Source organism: Flavobacterium sp. K77 (assembly GCF_021608205.1).
Lineage (GTDB): Bacteria > Bacteroidota > Bacteroidia > Flavobacteriales > Flavobacteriaceae > Flavobacterium > Flavobacterium turcicum.
The window spans coordinates 96,313-119,300 of record NZ_JAKIHO010000007.1; the positions used below are offsets into that span (position 1 = coordinate 96,313).

A 22,988-nucleotide genomic window follows, 5' to 3' on the forward strand; every position below is an offset into this window, starting at 1 on the left:
TTCAGTACTGAAATCCTTTTTGAATAGAAATAAAAAATACCTTAATCATTAAGCATTTTCCATAATTTATCTTTTAGTTCGGTAAGTCCTTGCTGTGCTACAGACGAAATAAACATATACGGAATATCTTTAAAAGAAGAGTCTAACTCTGTTTTTAATTCTGCCCTCAATTCATCATCTAGCATATCGCACTTAGAAATTACTAACAAACGTTCTTTGTCTAGCATTTCCGGATTGTATTTGGTCAATTCGTTTACCAAAATATCGTATTCGCCTTTAATATCAGGGGTATCAACTGGTACCAAAAACAATAATGTCGAGTTGCGTTCAATATGACGTAAAAAATAATGCCCCAATCCTTTGCCTTCGGCAGCACCTTCAATAATTCCCGGAATATCAGCAATTACAAATGATTGAAAATCTCTGTAAGCTACAATACCTAAATTGGGTTTCAAAGTTGTAAAAGGATAATCAGCAATTTTTGGCTTAGCCGAAGTCAAAACAGATAACAATGTTGATTTACCTGCATTAGGAAAACCTACTAAACCAACATCAGCTAAAACTTTCAATTCTAAAATAACATCCATCTCTACGCCTGGTAAACCTGGCTGCGCATATCGTGGTGTTTGATTGGTTGAACTTCTAAAATGCCAGTTTCCTAAACCACCTTTTCCACCGCGAGACAATATTCGTTTTTCACCATCTTCGGTTATTTCAAATAAAATCTCACCTGTTTCTTTGTCTTTTACTACCGTCCCCAAAGGCACTTCGAGGTATTTATCTTCTCCATCAGCACCCGTACTTCTGTCGCCACTACCATCTCCGCCATTTCCAGCTTTAATGTGTCGGGCAAATTTCAGGTGAAATAAAGTCCACAATCCTTTGTTTCCTACTATATACACATGTCCTCCACGACCTCCATCACCTCCATCAGGACCACCGTATTGAATAAATTTCTCGCGGTGCAAGTGCGTAGATCCTTTACCACCTTTACCGGATGAAACATATATTTTTACGTAGTCTACAAAATTTCCTTCTGTCATTTTCTTTTTTTTTACCGTTAAATATTCCTTTAGTATTTTGCTTTTTACAAGCAATTTACCTTGCTATTTAACTCAATTTATTCTTAAACATTAATGGATTTTACCATTACTTTATCAATCTTAACACCATCCATATCGATGACTTCTAACTCAAATTTTTGCCAAATCAATTTCTCTCCTTGTTTCGGAATATGAGACAACTCGGTCATAATCAAACCACTTACCGTAGTTACTTCGTAATCGTTAATGAGTTCATCCAATTCAAAATAAGTTAAAAAATCATGTAGTGAGTAATGACCGTCAACTAACCAACTGCCATCTTCTCTCTCTATCAATTGAAAATCATCCTTATAAAAATCGGCTGCATCGCCCACTAGCGCTTCCAAGATGTCATTCAAAGTTATGATTCCTTGAAAAACTCCATATTCATCAGAAACAAAAGCGTAGTGGATTCCTGATTTTTTGAAATTTTCTAGCGCTACGTAGGCCGTAGTTTGTTCCATCATAAATGGAGCTTCGGTCATGATATTTGCTAAATTAAAATTATCATTTTCGAAGTTCGAAAAGATGTTTTTCAAACTCACAACCCCTACAATATCATCATAATTGTCATTAAAAACTGGGTAGATAGAGTGTAATTCTTTCAACATGAACTCTCTAACCTTTTCTTTATCGGCATGAAGTGGAAGAAAAACAACCGACTTGCGATGCGTCATTAACGAATTGATTTTACGATCACCAATATGAAAAACACGCTCTACAATATCTTGTTCAATTTCTTGAACTTCGCCCCCTTCAGTACCTTCTTTAATGATAGCTTTTATTTCTTCTTCGGTTACTTTACCATCTGCTGTTGGTTTTATTTGCAACAGATTCAATAAAAAATCTGTCGACGTGGTAAGCAACCAAATAAACGGAGCCGTTACAATCGAAACAATTTTCATTGGTAAGGCCACTGCTTTGGCGATAGATTCGGGATGATTAAGTCCGATTCGTTTTGGCAACAACTCTCCTAAAACCAAAGAGAAAAACGTTAAAATCACTACCACAACACCCACAGCAACTGGCTGAGCATAAGGTTTAAGCAAATCAAAACCACTCACAAATAGTTCAACATCTTGTGTAATTTTATCACCACTATAGATACCCGTAAGAATTCCGATAAGGGTAATTCCAATTTGCACTGCCGATAAAAATTTATTGGGAGAGTTGGCTAAATCAAGTGCGATTTTAGCGCTTTTATTCCCTTTTTTTGCAGCGGTTTCAAGGCGGTTTTTTCGAGCCGAAATCAAAGCGATCTCCGACATAGAGAAAACACCGTTAAGAAGGATTAGCAAAAATATTATGAGTATTTCCAAAGTAGATATAAATTCGTTGATATAGTGTGTTGTGCCAAAGCAATCAAATTACAATTGGTCAATTACGGCACTTACGCGCTCCGTAATTTCGGCAATAGAGCCTATTCCGTTTACTGCATAAAACTTGTTTTGTGCATCGTAGTAGTCCATTAAAGGAGCTGTTTTTTCGTTGTATTCTTGGTAACGATTTCTGATTTTTTCCTCATCTTGGTCGTCTACACGTCCGCTTGTTTTTCCGCGTTCAAGTAGGCGTTGTACCAAAACTTCGTCATCAGCCTCAAGTGCAATTGTAGCCGCAACTTTTGATCCAATTGATTCTAAAAAAGTATCCAAAGCCTCTGCTTGAGCAATTGTTCTTGGATAACCGTCAAACAAAACGCCATTCGTATCTGGGTGCTTGTTTACCTCATCAATTAACATTTTGGTTGTCAATTCGTCTGGTACTAAATCTCCAGCATCCATGAATACGCGGGCTTGTTTGCCTAATTCGGTATCATTTTTTAAGTTGAAACGAAACACATCGCCAGTAGAGATGTGAGTTAATTTATATTTTTCTTTCAAAAACTCAGCTTGAGTTCCTTTACCTGCACCCGGTTTTCCAAATAAAACTATGTTCGTCATGTTGTTGTTTCGTTATTCTTTTAATTTATAAACTTCAGGTAAATTCCTGCCTAATCCATCATAATCTAAACCGTACCCTACAATAAATTTGTTTGGGATACGAATACCTACGTAATCAATCTTGATATCTTTTTTGTAGGCCTCAGGTTTAAAAAAAAGTGTTGCGATTTTAAAATGCTTCACATTTTGTTTTTTAAACAATTCTTTCAATTCTACTAAGGTGTTACCGGTATCAACAATGTCTTCAATAACAATAACACTGCGGCCTGTCAAATCTTGATTAACGCCTATTAATTGTTTTACCTCGTTAGTAGAAGTTGTTCCTTCGTAAGATGCCATTTTGATAAACGACACTTCGCATGGTTTTTTATACTGCTTCATAAAATCAGCAACTACCATGAAAGCACCATTTAATACTCCAACAAAAACGGGTGTTTCATCAGCAAAATCTGCCTCTACTTGCGACACCATTTTAGCAATAGCAAACTCTATTTCTGTAGCCGAAATGAACGGAACAAATTGTTTATCGTGAAGTTGTATCATTATTTTTAAGTTTAAAATAATGGGCAAAGATAGCAATTTCTTACTTGACTCAAGCCATTAAAAAAAGAAGAATTGTGGTCTCTAAAAAAACACGTATTTGGAGCTATAATTCTGATATTAAAAAGTAAAAAAAATTTCCCCCAAAACCTGATACTTTTATAAAACAAAGGAAAAACACAAAAAAACAAACCACCAAAATTTGCATTTTATCAATTGAAACAGATACGGTATCTTTGCGTAAACATACAACTACACTATGAATTATTTTTCTACTAATTTCACTCTTGGTATCCTTGGTGGAGGGCAACTTGGTAAAATGATGCTGGCCGACACCCGTAAATTTGACATTCAAACTTATGTATTAGACCCAAGTGATGAAGCACCTTGCCGAATGGCATGTAATAAATTTTACAAAGGCAATTTAATGGATTACGACACCGTTTATCAATTTGGTAAAATGGTCGATGTATTGACTTTTGAAATAGAACTGGTAAATCTTGAAGCCTTATTGCAATTAGAAAGCGAGGGACTTACAATTTATCCATCGCCACGTACTTTGCAACAAATTCAAAACAAAGGCAAACAAAAAGATTTTTATGTTGAACATAACATCCCCACTGCGCCACACCAACGTTTTGTAGATTTAAACGCTTTGAAGAAAGCTTTGGAAAAAGACGAATTGGATTTTCCTTTTGTGTGGAAATGTGCTCAATTTGGCTATGATGGCAACGGTGTGAAAGTATGCCGCTCTACCATCGATTTATTAAAATTACCAGATGTTGAATGCATAGCGGAACAAATGGTTCCTTTCAAAAATGAATTAGCAGTAATTGTAACTCGCTCTGCTTCGGGCGAAGTAAAAACGTATCCTGTAGTTGAAATGGAATTTCATCCCGAAGCCAATCAAGTTGAATATGTAATTTGTCCTGCACGAATTGATAAAAATGTCGCCCAAAAAGCAATCGAAATAGCATTAAAAGTTTCTGAAGCGTTTGATCACGTTGGATTGTTAGCAGTTGAAATGTTTCAAACCGAAGACGATGAAATTTTAGTCAATGAAGTCGCTCCAAGACCACACAATTCCGGGCATTATTCTATTGAAGCAAGTTACACCTCTCAATTTGAAAATCATTTACGCGCCATTTTAGACTTACCTTTAGGAAATACGGATAGCAAAGTTGCTGGAATTATGGTGAATTTAGTTGGTGAAGAAGGTTTTTCGGGTCAAGTAGTTTACGAAAACATCGAAAAAATAATGGCAATTGATGGCGTTACACCTCACATTTACGGCAAAAGAGAAACAAGACCTTTTAGAAAAATGGGACATGTTACGATTGTAAATGAGAATATGGTTGAGGCGAGGAGAATTGCGGAAGAAGTTAAGAATAGTATAAGAGTGATTTCATAAATTAAAAGATTGAAAAATTGAAAGATTGAAAAATTAGTTTGCAACAAAATTTAAAATTCCACTCTAAAATCTTTAAATTCTTAAATCTTTAAATCTTTAAATAAAAAATAATGAAAGTAGCCATCATCATGGGAAGCATTTCGGATATGCCGGTAATGCAAGAAGCCATCGACATATTACAAGGATTTGACATCGAAACTGAGGTTGATATCGTTTCGGCACACAGAACACCTGAAAAATTATTTGATTTTAGTAAAAATGCACACAATCGCGGTATCTCAGTTATTATTGCTGGTGCTGGTGGCGCGGCACATTTACCAGGAATGGTTGCCTCTATGTCGCCTCTTCCTGTAATTGGCGTTCCTGTAAAATCGAGCAATTCTATTGATGGTTGGGATTCGGTTTTGTCAATACTTCAAATGCCAGGTGGCGTTCCCGTAGCAACAGTTGCGCTTAATGGAGCCAAAAATGCCGGAATCCTTGCCGCGCAAATCATTGGAAGTCATGATCAATGTGTGTTAGACAAAATCATTTTTTATAAAGAAGGATTAAAACAAGCTGTTGATAAAGCGGCATCTGAATTGAAAAAATAATTATCTTTATTAAAAAGAAAACTATGAATATTCAAACTTCAAAAATTGAGTTAGCCAAAGTTATTTTGGATATTGAAAACCCAAAATTGATTGAAGAAATTATTCATTTGATTCAGTCTAAATCTACTTTAACCGAAAAACAAAAGACAGCCATCGATGAAGCGATTTTTTCTTTAGAAAATAAGGAAGGGATTGCTCATGATATGGTCATGGAGGAAACCAGAAATCGCTATTCAAAATATTTCAAATAGTGATTGTTATTTGGGCGCCACTAGCTAAAAAAGACTATTGGCAAAACATTGATTATCTTGAAGCTGAATGGTCATTTCAAGATGTTGTAAATTTTATAGACAAAGTAGACAACACAATTGCTCTATTAGTAAATAACAACATTGAATTTATTTCTACAAATTACAAAAACGTAAACAAAGTTGTAATTACGAAACAAATAACGCTTTATTACAGAATAAATTCTAACACCATAGAATTACTCCGATTTTGGAATACGTACCAAGATTTAGAAAATTTTAAACTTTAAAACGTAAGGACAGTTCCGACTTGTCCCTTCAAATAAAATTATGAAAACACTTACCTCAACATTCAATACCAAACACAATACAGCACCATTTTCGGCAATAAAACTACAAGATTACAAACCTGCTTTTATTGAAAACATCGCTGCTGCAAAAGCCGAAATTGATGCCATAATTACAAATTCTGATGCTCCAACTTTTGAAAACACGATTGTTGCTTTAGATTTTGCTGGTGAACAATTAGATAGATTATCTTCGATTTTCTTCAATTTGAATTCGGCTGAAACTAATGACGAAATGCAAAAAATTGCTCAAGAAGTTTCTCCATTGTTGACTGAGTTTAGTAATGATATTGCCTTAAACGAAGATTTGTTCAAACGAGTAAAAGCCATTTATGATCAAAAAGATGCGTTGATATTAACTACGGAACAAGCCACTTTATTAGATAAAAAATTCAAAGGATTTTCTAGAAATGGAGCTTTGTTGAATGAAGAAGACAAATTAAAATTACGCGAAATTGACACAGAATTAGCCAAAATCAAATTGACTTATGGCGAAAATGTTTTGGCCGAAACCAATAATTATCAATTGCATATTACCAACGAAGCCGATTTAAAGGGCTTACCTGATGGCGCCAAAGAAATGGCCGCAAGTTTGGCTAAATCAAAAGAATTGGAAGGTTGGGTTTTCACTCTTGATTTCCCGAGTTATTTACCTTTTGTTACTTATGTTGAAAATCGTGAATTACGAAAAGAAATTGCTATTGCTGCTGGAAAAAAATCATTTCAAGACAACGAATTCGATAACAAAGAAAACGTAAAACGTATTGTAGCACTGCGTCATAAACGTGCTAATTTATTGGGATACAAATCACATTCTGATTTTGTTTTGGAAGAACGAATGGCTCAAAATCCTGAAAAAGTATTGTCTTTTTTAAATGATTTATTAGAAAAAGCGAAACCTGCTGCTCAAAAAGAATTTGCCCAATTAACCGCTTTCGCAAAAGACCTAGACGGAATTGATCAATTAGAGAAATGGGATGGCGCTTATTATTCTGAAAAATTGAAACAAAAATTATTCAACTTTGATGATGAGATTTTAAAACCTTATTTCAAATTGGAAAATGTTTTAAATGGAGCTTTCACTATTGCTGAAAAACTGTTCGGAATTACATTCAAAGAAGTTTTTGATATTGACAAATACCACGAAGATGTTCAAACTTTTGAAGTTTTGGATTTCGAAGGACAATTAGTTGCTGTTTTCTATGCTGATTTTTTCCCAAGAAAAGGCAAACGAAATGGCGCTTGGATGACATCATACAAATCGCAATCCATCAAAAACGGTATCAATGAAAGACCACATGTTTCTATTGTTTGTAATTTCACACCGCCAACAGAGACTAAACCATCTTTATTAACTTTCAATGAAGTAACGACCTTATTCCACGAGTTTGGTCACGCCTTACACGGCATGTTAGCCAATACGACTTATCCGAGTTTGTCTGGAACTTCAGTTTATTGGGATTTTGTGGAATTGCCAAGCCAAGTAATGGAAAACTGGTGCTACGAACCGGAAGCATTGGCATTGTTTGCAAAACATTATGAAACGGGTGAAGTTATCCCTCAAGAATACGTAGAAAAAATCAAAGAAAGCGCGAGTTTCTTGGAAGGAATGGCAACATTAAGACAGATCAGTTTTGGACTTTTGGACATGACGTATCACGGAAAATCGCAAGCGATTGAAGATGTAAAAGCTTTTGAAAAACAAGCAATGGCAGGCACTAGTTTGTATCCTGATGTAGCCGAAAATTGCATGAGTACCTCGTTTTCACATATTTTTCAAGGCGGATATTCTTCTGGATATTATAGTTACAAATGGGCCGAAGTTCTAGATGCCGATGCGTTTGCTTATTTTCAGGAAAAAGGAATTTTCAATAAAGAAGTTGCTACAAAATTTAAAGACAACGTACTTTCAAAAGGTGGCACCGAATTACCAATGGAATTGTATAAAAAATTCAGAGGTCAAGAACCAAAAGCAGATGCGTTATTGAAACGTGCTGGTCTTTTGTAGAAATCAAAGAGTGCTTAAATTATGAGAAAATTATTTTATTCTTCGATTATAGCATTGTTTCTTTTGAGCTGCAAAAAAGAAAGAAATACTAATAATTTCGATGACATTATTCATTTTGTCATTACTGATGAAATTGCTAGTAAAAATGATACTGTAAAAAAATTTAATGAAGTCTTTTCAAGCGTTAATGGACATAAAATAAATTTTCAAACTTTTGATCAAGAGCTTATTGCATATGGTTACTTAAAAAATCCTGTGCCTAAAGAAAAAATTAAAAAAATTGATGAATTCCTAACAAATGATATTAATTACGAAAGTCATTTAACAGCATGTGTTCCGTCATACAGAGATATATTAATTTTAAAGAAAAATAGTAAAACTGTCAGTGTTTTGAAACTCTGTTTTGAATGTGGTATGGTTGATAAATATGGAGTTATAGAATCAAATTATAGCAAAAACACTGATTTTGATACTTACATTATGAATCTCGAGGTTTTTAATAAAATTCTTTACGGAAAAACTCATTAACAATTAATTTTACCATTAAGTGATTTAAGAAAATGCAGTATAGCAGCTTAATTTCCTTAAATCACTTAATGGTTTTAAAATAACGCTACTTCAAAAAATCTCTAAAGTTATCTTTATCCACAACCAAAAAACTCGGCTGATAAGCTTCGATAAATGATTTTACAACCTTGGACTACTATTGATTTGATTACAATAAACTGATCAAGATAAAATTTCATAATTGCACCAATATTTAATTGCACAGAAACAACTTAAATAATTTAAAATCAAACCATTAATATATTTAAAAAAGTTAAGTGTCCCTGCAAACTTAATTTTCTTAAATTCATTAATTGTTTAAAAAAAATCTTATTCACCAATATCATATTTTTCAGGATAAATCAAATAAAAACAAAAATAAACTTTCATTTTTTACTGAAAGTTCGAAAACATTAATTATCTTTACACTATAACAATGAGCATTTATGCGATTTGTAATTGACCGTTTGAAAAACAATAAAATCCACAAATGAAATTCAAAGAAGCAAAAAATAAATTCGTTCAAACCTGGGGCGCACTGGGCAGTCAATGGGGAATTAACAAAACCATGGCTCAAATCCATGCGCTTTTGATGGTTTCACACGAAGCCGTTTCAATGGAAGACATTATGGAAGAATTGCAAATTTCGCGTGGCAATGCATCAATGAATTTACGTGCTTTGATGGATTGGGGAATTGTTTACAAAGAATACAAAGCGGGCGAACGACGCGAATTTTTTACAGCTGAAAAAGATTTAGACGAACTGGCCGTGAAAATTGCGAGAGAGCGAAGCAAACGCGAAATCAAACCTGCTTTGAAGGTTTTAAAAGAAGTTTCTTCCATAAAAGCAGACAATACTGCCGAAGAAAAACATTTTGTAGATCAAACTACTAAATTGTATGACTTTGTTCTAAAAGCAGATAATGTTTTGGACAAAATGACGGAATACAAAGACAATTGGTTGGCAAAATTGGTTGTAAAAATAATGAAATAGTTTTTTAAACATTTTAAAAATAACATCGCAAAAACTATTCAATGAGACCACTAAAAAACAATAACAAAGAACAAATTAAAAAAAAAAATTTAATTAAAACTTTCATTTTTTTCTGAAAGTTTAAAAATAAAAAATAAAATTATGAGCTTCTTAACCGCAGAATGGAATGATTTAGCAATGTTTAATTACGAAATCAATCCGAAAATTTTAGAAAATTATGTTCCAAAAGGAACTGAGCTCGATTTATGGAACGGAAAATGTTACATCAGTTTAATCGGATTTATGTTTGAAAACGTAAAAGTTCTAGGAATTAAAGTTCCGTTTCACGTGAATTTTGAGGAAGTCAATTTACGCTTTTACGTAAAAAGATTCGAAAATGGAATATGGAAACGCGGTGTTGTTTTCGTTAAAGAAATTGTTCCGAAGCATGCCGTTACAATTATAGCCAAGACTTTATATAACGAACATTATCAAACGTTGAAAATGCGTCACTCAAGAACTGAAAATGAAACATCAAAAAGGTTTCAATACGAATGGTTTAAAGATTCCAAATGGAATTCGATTACAATGACAACCGAGAAAAATTCGATTCCAATTGAAGAAAACTCCGAAGCTGAGTTTATAACTGAACATTATTTTGGTTACACAAAATTCAATAAAAATAAAACAATCGAATACGAAGTTACACATCCAAGTTGGAAGCAATTAAAAGTCATACATTCCAATATTGATGTTGACTTCAAAAGCATTTACGGCAACGATTTTAAATTTCTACAAGATTTAAAACCAACTTCTGAATTTCTAGCTTTAGGTTCAAAAATCACAATTGAAGGTAAAAAAACAATACGATGAAAACTTTAAGAAAATTAAACAATATTGCATTTTACACTACATTAATTTTATTTATCACAGTATATCTTGGGATGTTGGCACAAATTCCACTCGGAATTATTCAGGTAATATCTGCAATCATTCTTAGTTATAATGTGTATCTGAAATCAAATTATGCAAAAAAGCATCTTACAATATATTGGATTCTAACTCTAACAGAACTGTTTTTACTTTATTTAGAACACTATCAATATCAATCAAGTAATGATTTTATTGAACTATCATTAATGGTATTCTTTCCAATGGCAATCGCTATTTATTTTAAAATAATTATGAATCATATCACAAAAGAATATGAAAACACTAGAAAATCAAACCTTATTATATGACGAAGATTGTCCTCTTTGTCGCGTATATACATCTGCATTTATAAAAGCTGGAATGTTGGACGAAAATGGCAAGAAACCCTACTGTCAATTATCTGCTAAAGAGCAAAACCTTATTGATGTAAAACGAGCTTCAAATGAAATTGCATTAGTAGATAACGAGAACAAAACTGTAATTTATGGAATTGACAGTTTGCTAAAAGTAATCGGATTTTCATTTCCGTGGATGGAGAAAATCGGAAATCTAAAACCTATAAAGTTTTTTCTGAAAAAATTATATTCCTTCATTTCTTATAATCGAAAAGTAATCATTCCGAGTAAGATTAAAAAAGAAATCAAGTTGCAATGTATTCCTGATTTTAATTATCAGTATCGTATATTGTATGTTTTGTTTGCAACGACAATTACAACATTTATCTTGTATAAATTTTCAGATTTTATAGCCATTTTGCCAAAACCAACTATTGCAAGAGAACTTATTCTTGTATTCGGTCAAATAGTTTTTCAAAGTTTATTTTTGATAAAATTGGACAAGAAAATAATCTTGAATTACATCGGAAACTTAATGACCGTGTCGTTAATGGGTTCTTTATTATTACTTCCGATATTGATTTTGAATTTAGTTGTTAATATCCAAAAACTAATCAATTTGGGTTGGTTTGGAATAATAGTTTTACTAATGTTACTAGAACATTCACGAAGAATCGAATTATTGGAATTGCCTTTTTATTTATCAATAACTTGGGTTATTTATCGAATAATTGCCTTGGTAATCATATTAAATTTAAACTAATGAAAAAGTTAATAATTGCAGCAGGAACAGGATTTTTAGGTCAGGTTTTAGTAGCGCATTTTAAAGATAAATTTGATCAAATTATAATTCTAACTCGAGGAAAATCTAAAAGTATTGATTCGGTAAAATATGTGAATTGGGATGCAAAAACGCTTTCTGGTTGGGAAATTGAATTAGAAAACGCTTCAGTTTTAATAAATCTTGCCGGAAAATCTGTTGATTGCAGATATACCGAAGTCAACAAAAAAGAGATTTACGACTCTAGAATTGACAGTACCAAAATATTAAATGAAGCGGTTTTAAATTGTAAAAACCCGCCAAAACACTGGCTAAATTCATCAACATCTACAATTTATAGATTTTCATTGGATAAACAAATGGATGAAGTTACTGGTGAAATTGGCGACGATTTCTCGATGAACATCGCAAAAAGTTGGGAGAAAGTATTTTTTGAAACTGAAACTCCAAAAACTTTGAAAACGGCTTTACGAACTTCGATAGTTCTAGGAAAAAATGGCGGCGCTTTTGTTCCAATAAAAACCCTTGCTAAATTTGGACTTGGCGGAAAACAAGGAAAAGGAAATCAATTTATAAGTTGGATTCACGAAAAAGATTTTGCAAGAGCAATTGAATTTGTAATAGAACAAGAGCTATCAGGAGTTGTAAATGTTGTTTCACCAAATCCAGTCCGAAATTATGATTTTATGAAAACTCTTCAAGGTGTAATTGGCGTACCATTTGGTATACCAACAAACAAATTATTACTTGAAATAGGATCGTTTTTCATCAGAACAGAAACAGAATTGGTATTGAAAAGCCGGAATGTAATTCCGAGAAGATTACAGGAAAATGGTTTTACATTTGAGTATGATACTTTAGAAAAAGCATTTAAAAACTTAACATCTAAATGACAACCATACAACTAACAACCAGAATAAACGCACCAATTGAAATCATTTTCGATTTATCAAGAAACATTGATATCCATCAACAATCCACTTCTAAATCACATGAAACCGCTATTGATGGAGTAACTTCTGGTTTGATAAATTTAAACGAAACCGTAACTTGGCGTGGCAAACATTTTGGCGTTTATTTAAAACATAAAAGTTTAATATCAGCAATGGAAATCCCAACCTACTTTGTGGATGAAATGCTCGAAGGCAAGTTTAAATCCTTCAAACACCAGCATACTTTTATTCAGAAAAAAGGATTTGTGATCATGGAAGATAAAATCCAATACGAAACTCCGTATGGCATTTTCGGGAAATTCTTTGACCATTTTCTCCTCAAGAAACATTTAACCAAATTCATATCTGAAAGGAATTCTTTCATTAAATCAGTAGCTGAAAACCATCAAAAATAACCACCAAAATATAGGAATGCTTTCTACCCAAAAAGAAGCGTAATAGCGCGACCGGTTTTCATTTGCATTTACTAAAAACAAAATTGTAGTTAGGGCCAAAGCTAGTTTCAAAAGAAAAAACTTCATTTTAAAATTGGGCGTCAAAAACTCCATTAAAACAAACAAAACCATTAACACAACTCCTATTTGCTTGGTTCGTTGTACACCTATTTGTTGCGGAACAGTTTTTAAATGTGGATCATCTAATTTTAAATCAATTATTTCAAAAATTAAAATCAAAACAAAAATTAGTATAAACCTTTGTATCGCCGTGACGTATAATCCATCAGCAAAAGTTCCTTCAGTATTGAGGATAGGTAAAAAAAGCGTCACTCCTACCCAACATAAAGCAACAACATAGATTTTGATACCAGCCCAATTTCGAGCATTTTTTTGATTAGGAAAAAAAGGCAAAGTGTATAATAAAGTCAACGCTAAAAACAATACCGAAACCATTTGCGTACTGTAGGCCAAAGTAAAAAACAAATAGCCACAAATGAGTAAAGACAAAGCGCTAAACACTACAATCATTTTGAGTTGGAAACCGATAGCTTGTCCTTGTTTTTGAACAAGTTGCCCGTACTTCACAAAATTATAACCCACTACGGTTCCAAAAAACACAAAATAACCAAGAGCCACCTGATAAGAAATGTGGAAGAGTTGTTCAGTCATTCGCAGCAAGGCAAAACAAGACAAACCTACGTGAATACTGCTATTGATATAAAAATCAAATATTTGTTTGAAAAACTTCATTAGACAAAATTAATCAAAGTGTTAATAAGAAAGGGATTTAGTTGAAAAATTCACAGAAAATCACGTTTAAAAAGACAATTAATAGCATTTTAATATTTAATTTTACCGCCTTTAAGTCGCAAGAAACACACAACCCATTTTATACACAATGAAAACAGACGCTTTTGCATTAAGGCACATTGGCCCAAGAGAAAATGATTTAGCACACATGCTCAAAACAATTGGAGCCTCAAGCTTAGAACAATTGATTGACGAAACGATTCCGAGTGATATTCGCTTGCAAGCTGACTTAGATTTACCAGCTGCAATGACTGAGTATGAATTTGCCAATCACATTCAACAACTTGGTAATAAAAATAAAGTTTTTCAAAGCTACATTGGTTTAGGATATCACGCTGCCATCATTCCAGCAGTTATTCAAAGAAATATCTTTGAAAATCCAGGATGGTACACGGCATACACACCTTACCAAGCAGAAATTGCGCAAGGTCGTTTAGAAGCAATTTTAAATTTCCAAACAACAGTAATTGAACTTACGGGAATGGAAATCGCAAATGCTTCTTTACTTGACGAAGGAACAGCTGCTGCCGAAGCTATGGCTTTATTGTTTGATGTGCGTTCTCGTGATCAAAAGAAAAACAATACCAATAAATTCTTCGTTTCTGAAGAAATTTTACCGCAAACACTTTCTGTTTTACAAACGCGTTCTACACCAATTGGAGTTGAATTAGTAATTGGAAACCACGAGACATTCGATTTCTCATCAGAGTTTTTCGGAGCTATCCTTCAATACCCTGGTAAATTTGGACAAGTACATGATTACGCTTCCTTTATTGCCAAAGCAAATGAAAACGAAATTAAAGTAGCCGTTGCTGCTGATATTTTAAGTTTAGTTAAATTAACTCCTCCGGGTGAAATGGGCGCTGCAGTTGTTCTTGGTACAACGCAACGTTTCGGAATTCCGTTAGGTTATGGCGGTCCACACGCTGCTTACTTTGCAACCAAAGAAGAGTACAAACGCTCTATGCCAGGTCGTATTATCGGTGTAACTGTTGATACTGATGGCAACCGCGCATTGCGTATGGCTTTGCAAACGCGTGAACAACACATTAAACGTGACAAAGCGACTTCTAATATTTGTACAGCACAAGTATTATTGTCTGTAATGGCAGGAATGTACGCTGTGTACCATGGTCCAAAAGGATTGCAATACATAGCTAATAAAGTTCATGCTTCTGCTGCAACTCTTGCAAACGCATTGACTGCATCAGGTTATACACAAAGTAATACTGCATTTTTTGACACTATTTTAATACAAGCTGATCCTGCAAAGGTGAAAGCTGTTGCCGAGAAACATGAAGTTAACTTTTACTATCCAAATGCTGAAAGTATTTCGATTTCGTTAAACGAAACAACAAGCATTGCCGATTTAAATAAAATCATATCGATTTTTGATGAAGCAAATGGAACAATTACCGCAGCCATTTCAGATTTATCAACAACAAATCATTTCCCTGAAAATTTAGATAGAAACAGCACGTTCTTACAATATGATGTTTTCAATAAATACCACTCAGAAACAGCTTTGATGCGTTACATCAAAATGTTAGAGCGCAAAGATTTAGCGTTAAATCATTCTATGATTTCTCTTGGATCTTGTACGATGAAATTAAATGCTGCTTCTGAAATGTTGCCGTTAAGTATGGCACAATGGAACAACATTCACCCATTTGCTCCACTTGACCAAGTACAAGGATACCAAGAAATGCTTACTACTTTAGAGCAACAACTCAATATAGTTACAGGGTTTGCTGGAACAACATTGCAACCAAATTCTGGTGCACAAGGAGAATACGCAGGTTTAATGGTTATTCGTGCTTACCACCAATCTCGCGGTGATCACCACCGTAATATTGCTTTAATTCCATCATCAGCTCACGGTACCAATCCGGCTTCTGCGGCTATGGCGGGAATGAAAGTAGTGGTTACTAAAACTCTTGAAAACGGAAACATTGATATTGACGACTTACGTGAAAAAGCTATTCTTCACAAAGATAATTTGTCTTGTTTAATGGTCACTTACCCTTCTACTCACGGAGTTTTTGAAAGCGCTATTAAAGAAATTACGCAACTGATTCACGACAATGGTGGACAAGTTTATATGGATGGTGCCAACATGAATGCACAAGTAGGTTTGACAAATCCTGCAACAATTGGTGCTGATGTTTGCCACCTTAACTTACACAAAACATTTGCTATCCCTCACGGTGGCGGTGGTCCAGGTGTAGGCCCTATTTGCGTGGCGCCACAATTGGTTCCATTTTTACCAACCAATCCAATCATTCCTACAGGTGGCGAAAATGCCATTACAGCAATTTCTGCTGCTCCATGGGGATCAGCTTTGGTTTGCTTGATTTCTTATGGATACATTTGCATGTTGGGAGCTGAAGGTTTGAAAAAATCTACTGAATATGCAATCTTGAATGCAAATTACATCAAAGAAAAACTTAATGGTCACTACGATACTTTGTATTCTGGTGAAATGGGACGTGCTGCTCACGAAATGATTTTAGAGTGTCGTCCGTTTAAAGAAAAAGGTATCGAAGTTACTGATATTGCAAAACGTTTAATGGATTATGGTTTCCACGCTCCTACCGTTTCGTTCCCAGTAGCAGGAACTTTAATGATCGAACCAACTGAAAGTGAAAATTTAGAAGAGTTAGATCGTTTTTGTGATGCTATGATTTCAATTCGTAAAGAAATTGAAGCAGCAACAATTGAAAACCCAAACAATGTTTTGAAAAATGCACCACACACATTAACGATGGTTACTGCTGATTCATGGAATTTCCCATACACACGTGAAGCTGCTGCTTTCCCATTAGATTATATTGCAGATAACAAATTCTGGCCAACAGTTCGTCGTGCTGATGAAGCATATGGTGACAGAAATTTAGTTTGCTCTTGCGCTCCAATTGAAGCATACATGGAAAGCTAGTCGCACCAAAATATTTTTTAAAACGCCTCGAAAATTTCGGGGCGTTTTTTTTTTGATCCAAACTTCAAACAAACTTATTTATTTCACAAAAACCAATAAACTAAGAATCAAACAATAAACTCCAAGTTCAAGTCTCATCAAAAAATTTCGCAATGAAATTTAATTTACACAGAATTATTATCAGTTTATTTGCCAATTATCTTATTTTTCATAATTATATGCACGCATAGTAAATTTTGTGATAGTTCTATTTTTATATTGGTTAAATTAGCCTCGAAAATTGCAAAAAGAACACGATGAAAATAAAAATAGCTGGCATAGGAAGCTATATTCCTGAAGTACAAATAGCCAATACAGACTTTAGTGAACATGTTTTTTTGAATGAAGACGGCAGTCCTTTTGCCTATCCTAATGAAGTTGTTATTGGTAAATTTAAAGGCATCACTGGAATTCAAAACCGCCGCTATGCCGAGCCACATCTTAATTCGTCTGATTTAGCTTATTTCGCTGCTCAAAAAGCAATTAGCAATGCTAATATTGATCCTGAAACAATTGATTATATCATCTTTGCGCATAATTTTGGTGATGTTTCCCATGGCACTATCCAATCAGATATGCTTCCAAGTTTGGCAACCCGAGTTAAAAACAAATTGCAAATTAAAAATCCAAAATGCGTTTCCTACGATCTACTATTTGGTTGCCCTGGCTGGATCGAAGGTGTATTGCAGGCCAATGCTTTCATCAAATCAGGCATGGCAAAACGTTGCCTAGTAATTGGTTCTGAAACACTATCTCGCGTAGTCGATGCACATGATCGCGACAGCATGATTTATTCTGACGGAGCTGGAGCAGCCATAATTGAGGCCTCTACAGACGAGAGCGGCATGCTATCTTATGAAAGTGCAACTTACGCCAATGATGAGGCTGGCTACCTCTTTTTCGGAAAATCCTACAACCAAGACCTTGACCCTGACACCCGTTACATCAAAATGTATGGTCGCAAAATATATGAATTCGCTCTAACCAACGTTCCCTTGGCAATGAAAAACTGCCTTGAAGCAAGTGGTGTCGCTATAGGAGATCTTAAAAAAATCCTTATCCACCAAGCCAATGAAAAAATGGACGAAGCCATCATCAACCGCTTCTACAAATTATTCAACCAAACCGCTCCTAAAGACATCATGCCTATGAGCATTCATGATTTAGGAAACAGTAGTGTAGCCACGGTGCCGACACTTTTCGACCTACTTATTCGCGGCGAAATCGAAAACCAATACATTAAAAAGGGTGATGTTTTATTATTTGCCTCTGTAGGCGCAGGCATGAACATCAATGCCTTCGTATACCGCTATTAGTAGATATTAGTGCATAGTCCAAAGTACTTAGTGCCTAGTCAGTTTCTCTGGCAAAACTTACTACTAAGGACTTAATTATCGCAAACTAAGGGCTAAGGACTAAAAAATAAGAAGCCAGATCCGGCTGTACATTACAATTCCTCGTTATAAAATTTGTTTTTCTAAGGCAGGAACGCGCTTCCTTTGGTCGCAGTTACTGCCTTGCAAAACTACATTTTACCACTCCGGGATTTTCATTCCCATCCGGGCTAAAAAACCACGCCCAAAAACACTTTTATTACTATATTTGTAGCTTGGTGCCACGGTGGCAAAATCAATAAAAACCATGTACGAAAAAACATTCCCAAATAAAAGATTTAAGCATACTTTAGAGTTTTTACAAAAGCACATTACAACTTCCGAAACTATTTTTGACCTAGGCGTACCCAATCCGTTCTCTAAAATTATGGAACAAAATGGATACACTGTAAAAAACACCACCGGCGAAGATCTTGACAAAGACCAAACTGCGTTACAAACCGAATCTTACACCGTATTCACTGCATTTGAAATATTTGAGCATTTGCTAAATCCGTACACCGTACTCGAAAACGTGAACTGCGATAAATTGCTTATTTCTATACCATTACGACTTTGGTTTTCACCCGCCTACCGCAGTAAAACTGATATGTGGGACAGGCATTACCACGAGTTCGAAGATTGGCAATTGGATTGGCTACTCGAAAAAACAGGCTGGAAGATTACCGCTAGAGAAAAGTTCACACATCCGGTAAAAAAAATCGGATTTAGACCTTTGCTGCGCTATTTTACACCGAGATACTACATCGTTTTTGCAGAGAGAATCAAGAGCTAAAAGTAAAAATTGCTGCTTTTTTCCGCTACAAAAAGCAAAATCAAACCACATCATTGTACAGCCAAAACGCGCATTATGCAGTATTACATCATCATTCCCACTTACAACGAGGAGCAATTCATTTCGTTAACACTTCAATCGTTGGCTGATCAAACGGTTTTACCTACCAAAGTCATCATCGTCAACGACAGCTCAACAGATAGAACACCCGAAATTGTTGCAGCATTTGCAAGCAAACATCCTTGGCTTGAAATGGTGACTAAAGAATCAGCTGACATACATTTGCCTGGAAGTAAAGTAATTCAAGCCTTTCAAAAAGGTTTAGAAAACATAGATGACAATTACGATATTTTAGTAAAAGCCGACTCGGATTTAATTTTTCCATCCAACTATTTTGAAAAAATCATTCAGCACTTTCAATCAGATGCTCGCATAGGAATGGCGGGCGGTTTTTGCTACATAGAAAAAAATGGCGAATGGGTTCTTGAAAACTTAACCGACAAAGACCACATTCGAGGTGCTTTAAAAGCGTACAGAAAACAAACTTTCAAAGATATTGGCGGCCTTAAACCGGCTATGGGTTGGGATACTGTTGACGAATTACTTTGCAAATTTTATAATTGGAAAGTGGTTACTGATGAATCTCTGCACGTAAAACACCTTAAACCAACAGGCGCACGCTATGATAAAACAGCACGCTACAAACAAGGCGAAGCGTTTTATACTTTGGGATATGGTTTTTGGATTACAGCAATTGCATCAGCTAAACTGGCAGTTATGAAAAAAAAGCCATTACTCTTTTTGGATTACCTCAACGGTTTTTGGAAAGCTAAGGCCGCACAAAAACAATTACTAGTGACAAGCGAACAAGCCCAATTTATTCAAAAATACCGCATGCAAAAGATGAAGGACAAATTGTTTGGCAACAATTAAACAGCAATCCCATAAAAATGCAGTATTTTTACACCTTATTTCCAACTGAATACAACACGTAAAAACATGATGCTAATTCGATATTTATCGCAAATAGGAAGATACTTCTTGATGCTACAAGAAATTTTTAGCAAACAAACCAAATGGTCTGTAATGAAAAAATTAATTTTCAAAGAAATTGATGATTTAGTTATAGACTCACTTGGGATTGTCGCTTTCATATCTTTTTTCGTCGGAGGTGTTGTGGCAATTCAAACAGCTTTAAACTTAACCAATCCTTTAATTCCAAAATACCTCATCGGATTTGCTACTCGCCAATCGGTGATTTTAGAATTTGCTCCCACTTTCATTTCAGTTATTATGGCCGGAAAAATGGGTTCATTTATTACATCAAGTATTGGAACAATGCGAGTAACTGAGCAAATTGATGCTCTTGAGGTAATGGGTGTCAATTCATTGAACTATCTTGTTTTCCCAAAAATCATTGCACTTTTATTGTATCCGTTTTTAATAGGAATTGCAATGTTCCTAGGGATTTTAGGCGGATGGACTGCAGGTGTTTACGGCGGTTTTATATCGAGCACTGATTTCATTACGGGAACACAAATGGAATTTATACCGTTTCACATTGCTTACGCCTTCATTAAAACCTTAATTTTTGCAATGTTACTGGCAACCATACCTTCATTTCACGGATATTATATGAAAGGCGGGGCGCTAGAAGTAGGAAAAGCGAGTACTGTTTCTTTTGTTTGGACCTCGGTTTGTATCATCCTGATCAACTATATATTAACTCAATTGCTACTTGGATCATGATTGAAGTAAAAAATATCGAAAAATCATTTGGCGGCATTAAAATTCTAAAAGGAATTTCAACCACATTTGAACCCGGAAAAACCAACCTTATCATAGGTCAAAGTGGATCTGGAAAAACAGTTTTACTAAAAAGTTTATTAGGTATTCATCAACCTGAAAAAGGTCAAATATGCTTTGATGGCCGTGCTTACTCTGACCTAGAAGATGATGAAAAAAGAGAATTACGAACTGAAATCGGAATGGTTTTTCAAGGAAGTGCCTTATTTGACTCGATGACAGTTGCAGAAAATGTGGCTTTTCCGTTACGCATGTTTACAAAAGATAATGCTTCAAAAATAAAAGAACGTGTAGATTTTGTTCTCGATCGTGTTGCTTTAGTAAATGCACACAACAAATTGCCTTCAGAAATTTCAGGTGGAATGCAAAAGCGTGTTGCTATTGCACGTGCCATTGTAAATAATCCGAAATATTTGTTTTGCGATGAACCTAACTCTGGTTTAGACCCCAACACAGCCATTTTGATTGACAATCTAATAAAAGAAATTACCGAAGAATACAATATGACGACTGTAATTAATACGCACGATATGAACTCGGTAATGGAAATTGGGGAGAAAATTTTATTTTTAAAAGACGGTCTAAAAGCTTGGGAAGGAAATAAGGAAGAAATTTTTAGAACCGATAACGAAGCAGTTGTAGCCTTTGTATATTCTTCGAATTTGTTTAAAAAAGTACGTGAAGCCTATCTAAAAAGTTAGTTCGAACGAATTAGCTCCACCTCAGCATTTGGATTAAAAAGATACAAACGACCTGAACTTATTTCTAAACATTCAAATCGTTTGGTTCTTACGGCTATCTTTTTAAAAATTTTACCGTTTTTTATTCGAAAAACACTCCCGTAAGGAATTTCGAAAACGTAGTTTTTATCTGTTGCCTGATCGTATTGTTTTAAAGCCAAAGACAATGTTGTATCGGTATCGCTACTAGCGCTGGGATTCCTAAAATGCCTGGCTAACAATGGCAACAATTGATTAGGGAAAATTTCCGGTCTAATATAAGGCACCATCAACTGTTGAAAAGTATATTTCCATTCTTGCCCGTGCGGTTTGATATTTCGACCAAACTTTTCAAAAGCTACCAAATGGGCAATTTCATGAATTAAAGTGATCAAGAACCTGAATTTATTTAAGCTACCATTCACAGTAATTTCATGTTTCCCGCTTAACCCTTTTCTGTAATCACCATGACGCGTAGCACGTTCGTTCACAATTTTAAGATGAACACCATGCGCAACAATCAAGTCAAATGCAGGTTTGACAGCGTGATCAGGTAAAAATTTGGCTAACGTTTCAATCACTACAAACTTATTTTATGGATTTGTAGATGAAACTTGCAACACTTTACCATTGAAATACTTGTTACCATTTAAAGTAAAGTCATAAATATAATTAGCCATTTCATCAGCTTGAATTGGCGCTTGATAACCAGGAAAAGCTTCTTCTAACATTTCTGTTTGCACAGAACCCAAAGCCAAAACATTAAACGAAATGCCTTTTTCTTTGTATTCCTCAGCCAATAATTCTGACAAAGTAATTACAGCGCCTTTGCTTGAACTGTAAGCTGCTAAACCAGCAAACTTCAAACTTCCTTGAATGCCACCCATCGAACTAATACTTACCACATGACTACCCTTAACCAAGTAAGGAACGCATATACGAGTCAAATTAGCCACACCAAAAACATTTACTTTATAGATGTTCTCAAAATCAACTTGCGTCGTTTCTGCGAAAGGTTTAAACAATAAACTACCTGCATTATGAATTACGGCATCAATATGTTGCCAAGAAGTACTCAAAAACACTTGCACTTGAACTAGCGATGCTTCATTAGCCAAATCAACAGACAAGCAGGTGATGTTTTCATGTTGCATTAAAACACTTGGAATATTACGTGACAAGGCCAAAACTTGATGACCTGCTTTAGCAAATTGTAATGCTAATTCTAATCCAATTCCTCTACTAGTACCAGTAATAATTATATTTTTCATACCACAAAAATAAGCAAAAACAAGAAAATCATAGTCGGTTTACAAAACAAAATTCGGCAGCAATGTCGCGCTTATGATTGATAATTTTGTATTTTTAACTCTTGTCATT

The 22,988-nt window shown here is 34.7% G+C and carries 25 protein-coding genes; 18 read left to right on the forward strand and 7 right to left on the reverse strand.

Going from position 1 to position 22,988, the window contains the following annotated elements:
• Positions 1-41: 41 nt before the first annotated feature.
• From obgE to hpt, 4 genes are all read right to left on the reverse strand, one after another.
• Positions 42-1,043 carry a GTPase ObgE gene (obgE, locus tag L1S34_RS12780; protein ID WP_236364323.1) on the reverse strand — a complete coding sequence of 334 codons (1,002 nt, stop codon included), beginning with the start codon at positions 1,041-1,043 and terminating at the stop codon, positions 42-44.
• A gap of 83 nt (positions 1,044-1,126) precedes the next feature.
• The gene (locus L1S34_RS12785) at positions 1,127-2,350 is read right to left on the reverse strand and encodes a hemolysin family protein (RefSeq protein WP_236364324.1); all 1,224 of its coding nucleotides are present in this window, start codon (positions 2,348-2,350) and stop codon (positions 1,127-1,129) included.
• 99 nt (positions 2,351-2,449) lie between these two features.
• Positions 2,450-3,022 carry an adenylate kinase gene (locus tag L1S34_RS12790; protein WP_236364325.1) on the reverse strand — a complete coding sequence of 191 codons (573 nt, stop codon included), beginning with the start codon at positions 3,020-3,022 and terminating at the stop codon, positions 2,450-2,452.
• Between the two features lie 12 nt (positions 3,023-3,034).
• Positions 3,035-3,565, reverse strand: a complete 531-nt coding sequence (gene hpt, locus L1S34_RS12795; RefSeq protein WP_166138070.1) for a hypoxanthine phosphoribosyltransferase — start codon at positions 3,563-3,565, stop codon at positions 3,035-3,037.
• Between the two features lie 256 nt (positions 3,566-3,821).
• Between hpt and L1S34_RS12800 the strand changes: the two genes are divergently transcribed.
• The 12 genes from L1S34_RS12800 (at position 3,822) to L1S34_RS12855 (ending at position 13,085) form a co-directional block, all read left to right on the forward strand.
• Positions 3,822-4,973, forward strand: coding sequence for a 5-(carboxyamino)imidazole ribonucleotide synthase (locus tag L1S34_RS12800; protein WP_236364326.1), 1,152 nt, complete (start codon positions 3,822-3,824; stop codon positions 4,971-4,973).
• 107 nt (positions 4,974-5,080) lie between these two features.
• Positions 5,081-5,566 (forward strand): 5-(carboxyamino)imidazole ribonucleotide mutase, encoded by a 486-nt coding sequence (purE, locus tag L1S34_RS12805; RefSeq protein ID WP_236364374.1) that lies wholly within the window; start codon positions 5,081-5,083, stop codon positions 5,564-5,566.
• Between the two features lie 23 nt (positions 5,567-5,589).
• Entirely contained in the window at positions 5,590-5,817 is a 228-nt protein-coding gene (locus L1S34_RS12810; RefSeq protein ID WP_210790910.1) for a hypothetical protein, read from the forward strand.
• A complete protein-coding gene (locus L1S34_RS12815; RefSeq protein ID WP_236364327.1) occupies positions 5,817-6,104 on the forward strand; it encodes a type II toxin-antitoxin system RelE/ParE family toxin in 288 nt (95 codons plus the stop codon). The genes L1S34_RS12810 and L1S34_RS12815 overlap by 1 nt, the downstream gene beginning before the upstream one ends.
• A gap of 40 nt (positions 6,105-6,144) precedes the next feature.
• Entirely contained in the window at positions 6,145-8,169 is a 2,025-nt protein-coding gene (locus tag L1S34_RS12820; protein ID WP_236364328.1) for a M3 family metallopeptidase, read from the forward strand.
• A gap of 21 nt (positions 8,170-8,190) precedes the next feature.
• On the forward strand, positions 8,191-8,697 hold the full coding sequence (locus L1S34_RS12825) for a hypothetical protein (protein ID WP_236364329.1): 507 nt from the start codon (positions 8,191-8,193) through the stop codon (positions 8,695-8,697).
• 508 nt (positions 8,698-9,205) lie between these two features.
• On the forward strand, positions 9,206-9,709 hold the full coding sequence (locus L1S34_RS12830) for a GbsR/MarR family transcriptional regulator (protein WP_236364330.1): 504 nt from the start codon (positions 9,206-9,208) through the stop codon (positions 9,707-9,709).
• 141 nt (positions 9,710-9,850) lie between these two features.
• The gene (locus L1S34_RS12835; RefSeq protein WP_236364331.1) at positions 9,851-10,561 is read left to right on the forward strand and encodes a YqjF family protein; all 711 of its coding nucleotides are present in this window, start codon (positions 9,851-9,853) and stop codon (positions 10,559-10,561) included.
• Positions 10,558-10,929, forward strand: a complete 372-nt coding sequence (locus tag L1S34_RS12840) for a hypothetical protein (protein WP_236364332.1) — start codon at positions 10,558-10,560, stop codon at positions 10,927-10,929. Before L1S34_RS12835 ends, L1S34_RS12840 begins: the two co-directional genes overlap by 4 nt.
• Positions 10,895-11,719, forward strand: coding sequence for a DCC1-like thiol-disulfide oxidoreductase family protein (locus L1S34_RS12845; protein WP_236364333.1), 825 nt, complete (start codon positions 10,895-10,897; stop codon positions 11,717-11,719). The genes L1S34_RS12840 and L1S34_RS12845 overlap by 35 nt, the downstream gene beginning before the upstream one ends.
• Positions 11,719-12,630 (forward strand): TIGR01777 family oxidoreductase, encoded by a 912-nt coding sequence (locus tag L1S34_RS12850; RefSeq protein ID WP_236364334.1) that lies wholly within the window; start codon positions 11,719-11,721, stop codon positions 12,628-12,630. The genes L1S34_RS12845 and L1S34_RS12850 overlap by 1 nt, the downstream gene beginning before the upstream one ends.
• Entirely contained in the window at positions 12,627-13,085 is a 459-nt protein-coding gene (locus tag L1S34_RS12855; RefSeq protein WP_236364335.1) for an SRPBCC family protein, read from the forward strand. Before L1S34_RS12850 ends, L1S34_RS12855 begins: the two co-directional genes overlap by 4 nt.
• Here the strand turns inward: L1S34_RS12855 and L1S34_RS12860 are convergent.
• Entirely contained in the window at positions 13,059-13,877 is an 819-nt protein-coding gene (locus L1S34_RS12860) for a hypothetical protein (protein ID WP_236364336.1), read from the reverse strand. The genes L1S34_RS12855 and L1S34_RS12860 overlap by 27 nt on opposite strands.
• A 148-nt stretch (positions 13,878-14,025) precedes the next feature.
• Here L1S34_RS12860 and gcvP point away from each other — a divergent pair, with 148 nt between their 5' ends.
• The 6 genes from gcvP (at position 14,026) to L1S34_RS12890 (ending at position 21,590) form a co-directional block, all read left to right on the forward strand.
• Complete coding sequence (gene gcvP / locus L1S34_RS12865; RefSeq protein ID WP_236364337.1) at positions 14,026-16,875, forward strand: aminomethyl-transferring glycine dehydrogenase; 2,850 nt, start codon at positions 14,026-14,028, stop codon at positions 16,873-16,875.
• A 296-nt stretch (positions 16,876-17,171) separates the two neighbouring features.
• Positions 17,172-18,230 (forward strand): 3-oxoacyl-ACP synthase III family protein, encoded by a 1,059-nt coding sequence (locus L1S34_RS12870; RefSeq protein WP_236364338.1) that lies wholly within the window; start codon positions 17,172-17,174, stop codon positions 18,228-18,230.
• Between the two features lie 325 nt (positions 18,231-18,555).
• Complete coding sequence (locus L1S34_RS12875; protein ID WP_236364339.1) at positions 18,556-19,083, forward strand: methyltransferase; 528 nt, start codon at positions 18,556-18,558, stop codon at positions 19,081-19,083.
• Between the two features lie 75 nt (positions 19,084-19,158).
• Positions 19,159-20,016: a glycosyltransferase gene (locus L1S34_RS12880; protein WP_236364340.1), complete on the forward strand. Its 858-nt coding sequence runs from the start codon at positions 19,159-19,161 to the stop codon at positions 20,014-20,016.
• Between the two features lie 66 nt (positions 20,017-20,082).
• The gene (locus tag L1S34_RS12885; protein ID WP_236364341.1) at positions 20,083-20,832 is read left to right on the forward strand and encodes an MlaE family ABC transporter permease; all 750 of its coding nucleotides are present in this window, start codon (positions 20,083-20,085) and stop codon (positions 20,830-20,832) included.
• The gene (locus tag L1S34_RS12890; RefSeq protein ID WP_236364342.1) at positions 20,829-21,590 is read left to right on the forward strand and encodes an ABC transporter ATP-binding protein; all 762 of its coding nucleotides are present in this window, start codon (positions 20,829-20,831) and stop codon (positions 21,588-21,590) included. The genes L1S34_RS12885 and L1S34_RS12890 overlap by 4 nt, the downstream gene beginning before the upstream one ends.
• Here the strand turns inward: L1S34_RS12890 and L1S34_RS12895 are convergent.
• Together L1S34_RS12895 and L1S34_RS12900 are read right to left on the reverse strand one after the other, a co-directional pair.
• The gene (locus tag L1S34_RS12895; protein ID WP_236364343.1) at positions 21,587-22,189 is read right to left on the reverse strand and encodes a SprT-like domain-containing protein; all 603 of its coding nucleotides are present in this window, start codon (positions 22,187-22,189) and stop codon (positions 21,587-21,589) included. The two genes, L1S34_RS12890 and L1S34_RS12895, sit on opposite strands and share 4 nt — an antisense overlap.
• A gap of 12 nt (positions 22,190-22,201) precedes the next feature.
• A complete protein-coding gene (locus L1S34_RS12900) occupies positions 22,202-22,879 on the reverse strand; it encodes an SDR family NAD(P)-dependent oxidoreductase (protein ID WP_236364344.1) in 678 nt (225 codons plus the stop codon).
• Positions 22,880-22,988: the final 109 nt, after the last annotated feature.

Coding starts and splice junctions, on each gene's coding strand:
- obgE (WP_236364323.1), bottom strand. CDS start 1,043: ATGACAGAAGGAAATTTTGTAGACTACGTAAAAATATATGTTTCATCC.
- L1S34_RS12785 (WP_236364324.1), bottom strand. CDS start 2,350: ATGTCGGAGATCGCTTTGATTTCGGCTCGAAAAAACCGCCTTGAAACC.
- L1S34_RS12790 (WP_236364325.1), bottom strand. CDS start 3,022: ATGACGAACATAGTTTTATTTGGAAAACCGGGTGCAGGTAAAGGAACT.
- hpt (WP_166138070.1), bottom strand. CDS start 3,565: ATGATACAACTTCACGATAAACAATTTGTTCCGTTCATTTCGGCTACA.
- L1S34_RS12800 (WP_236364326.1), top strand. CDS start 3,822: ATGAATTATTTTTCTACTAATTTCACTCTTGGTATCCTTGGTGGAGGG.
- L1S34_RS12810 (WP_210790910.1), top strand. CDS start 5,590: ATGAATATTCAAACTTCAAAAATTGAGTTAGCCAAAGTTATTTTGGAT.
- L1S34_RS12820 (WP_236364328.1), top strand. CDS start 6,145: ATGAAAACACTTACCTCAACATTCAATACCAAACACAATACAGCACCA.
- L1S34_RS12825 (WP_236364329.1), top strand. CDS start 8,191: ATGAGAAAATTATTTTATTCTTCGATTATAGCATTGTTTCTTTTGAGC.
- L1S34_RS12830 (WP_236364330.1), top strand. CDS start 9,206: ATGAAATTCAAAGAAGCAAAAAATAAATTCGTTCAAACCTGGGGCGCA.
- L1S34_RS12835 (WP_236364331.1), top strand. CDS start 9,851: ATGAGCTTCTTAACCGCAGAATGGAATGATTTAGCAATGTTTAATTAC.
- L1S34_RS12840 (WP_236364332.1), top strand. CDS start 10,558: ATGAAAACTTTAAGAAAATTAAACAATATTGCATTTTACACTACATTA.
- L1S34_RS12845 (WP_236364333.1), top strand. CDS start 10,895: ATGAAAACACTAGAAAATCAAACCTTATTATATGACGAAGATTGTCCT.
- L1S34_RS12850 (WP_236364334.1), top strand. CDS start 11,719: ATGAAAAAGTTAATAATTGCAGCAGGAACAGGATTTTTAGGTCAGGTT.
- L1S34_RS12855 (WP_236364335.1), top strand. CDS start 12,627: ATGACAACCATACAACTAACAACCAGAATAAACGCACCAATTGAAATC.
- L1S34_RS12860 (WP_236364336.1), bottom strand. CDS start 13,877: ATGAAGTTTTTCAAACAAATATTTGATTTTTATATCAATAGCAGTATT.
- gcvP (WP_236364337.1), top strand. CDS start 14,026: ATGAAAACAGACGCTTTTGCATTAAGGCACATTGGCCCAAGAGAAAAT.
- L1S34_RS12870 (WP_236364338.1), top strand. CDS start 17,172: ATGAAAATAAAAATAGCTGGCATAGGAAGCTATATTCCTGAAGTACAA.
- L1S34_RS12875 (WP_236364339.1), top strand. CDS start 18,556: ATGTACGAAAAAACATTCCCAAATAAAAGATTTAAGCATACTTTAGAG.
- L1S34_RS12880 (WP_236364340.1), top strand. CDS start 19,159: ATGCAGTATTACATCATCATTCCCACTTACAACGAGGAGCAATTCATT.
- L1S34_RS12885 (WP_236364341.1), top strand. CDS start 20,083: ATGATGCTAATTCGATATTTATCGCAAATAGGAAGATACTTCTTGATG.
- L1S34_RS12890 (WP_236364342.1), top strand. CDS start 20,829: ATGATTGAAGTAAAAAATATCGAAAAATCATTTGGCGGCATTAAAATT.
- L1S34_RS12900 (WP_236364344.1), bottom strand. CDS start 22,879: ATGAAAAATATAATTATTACTGGTACTAGTAGAGGAATTGGATTAGAA.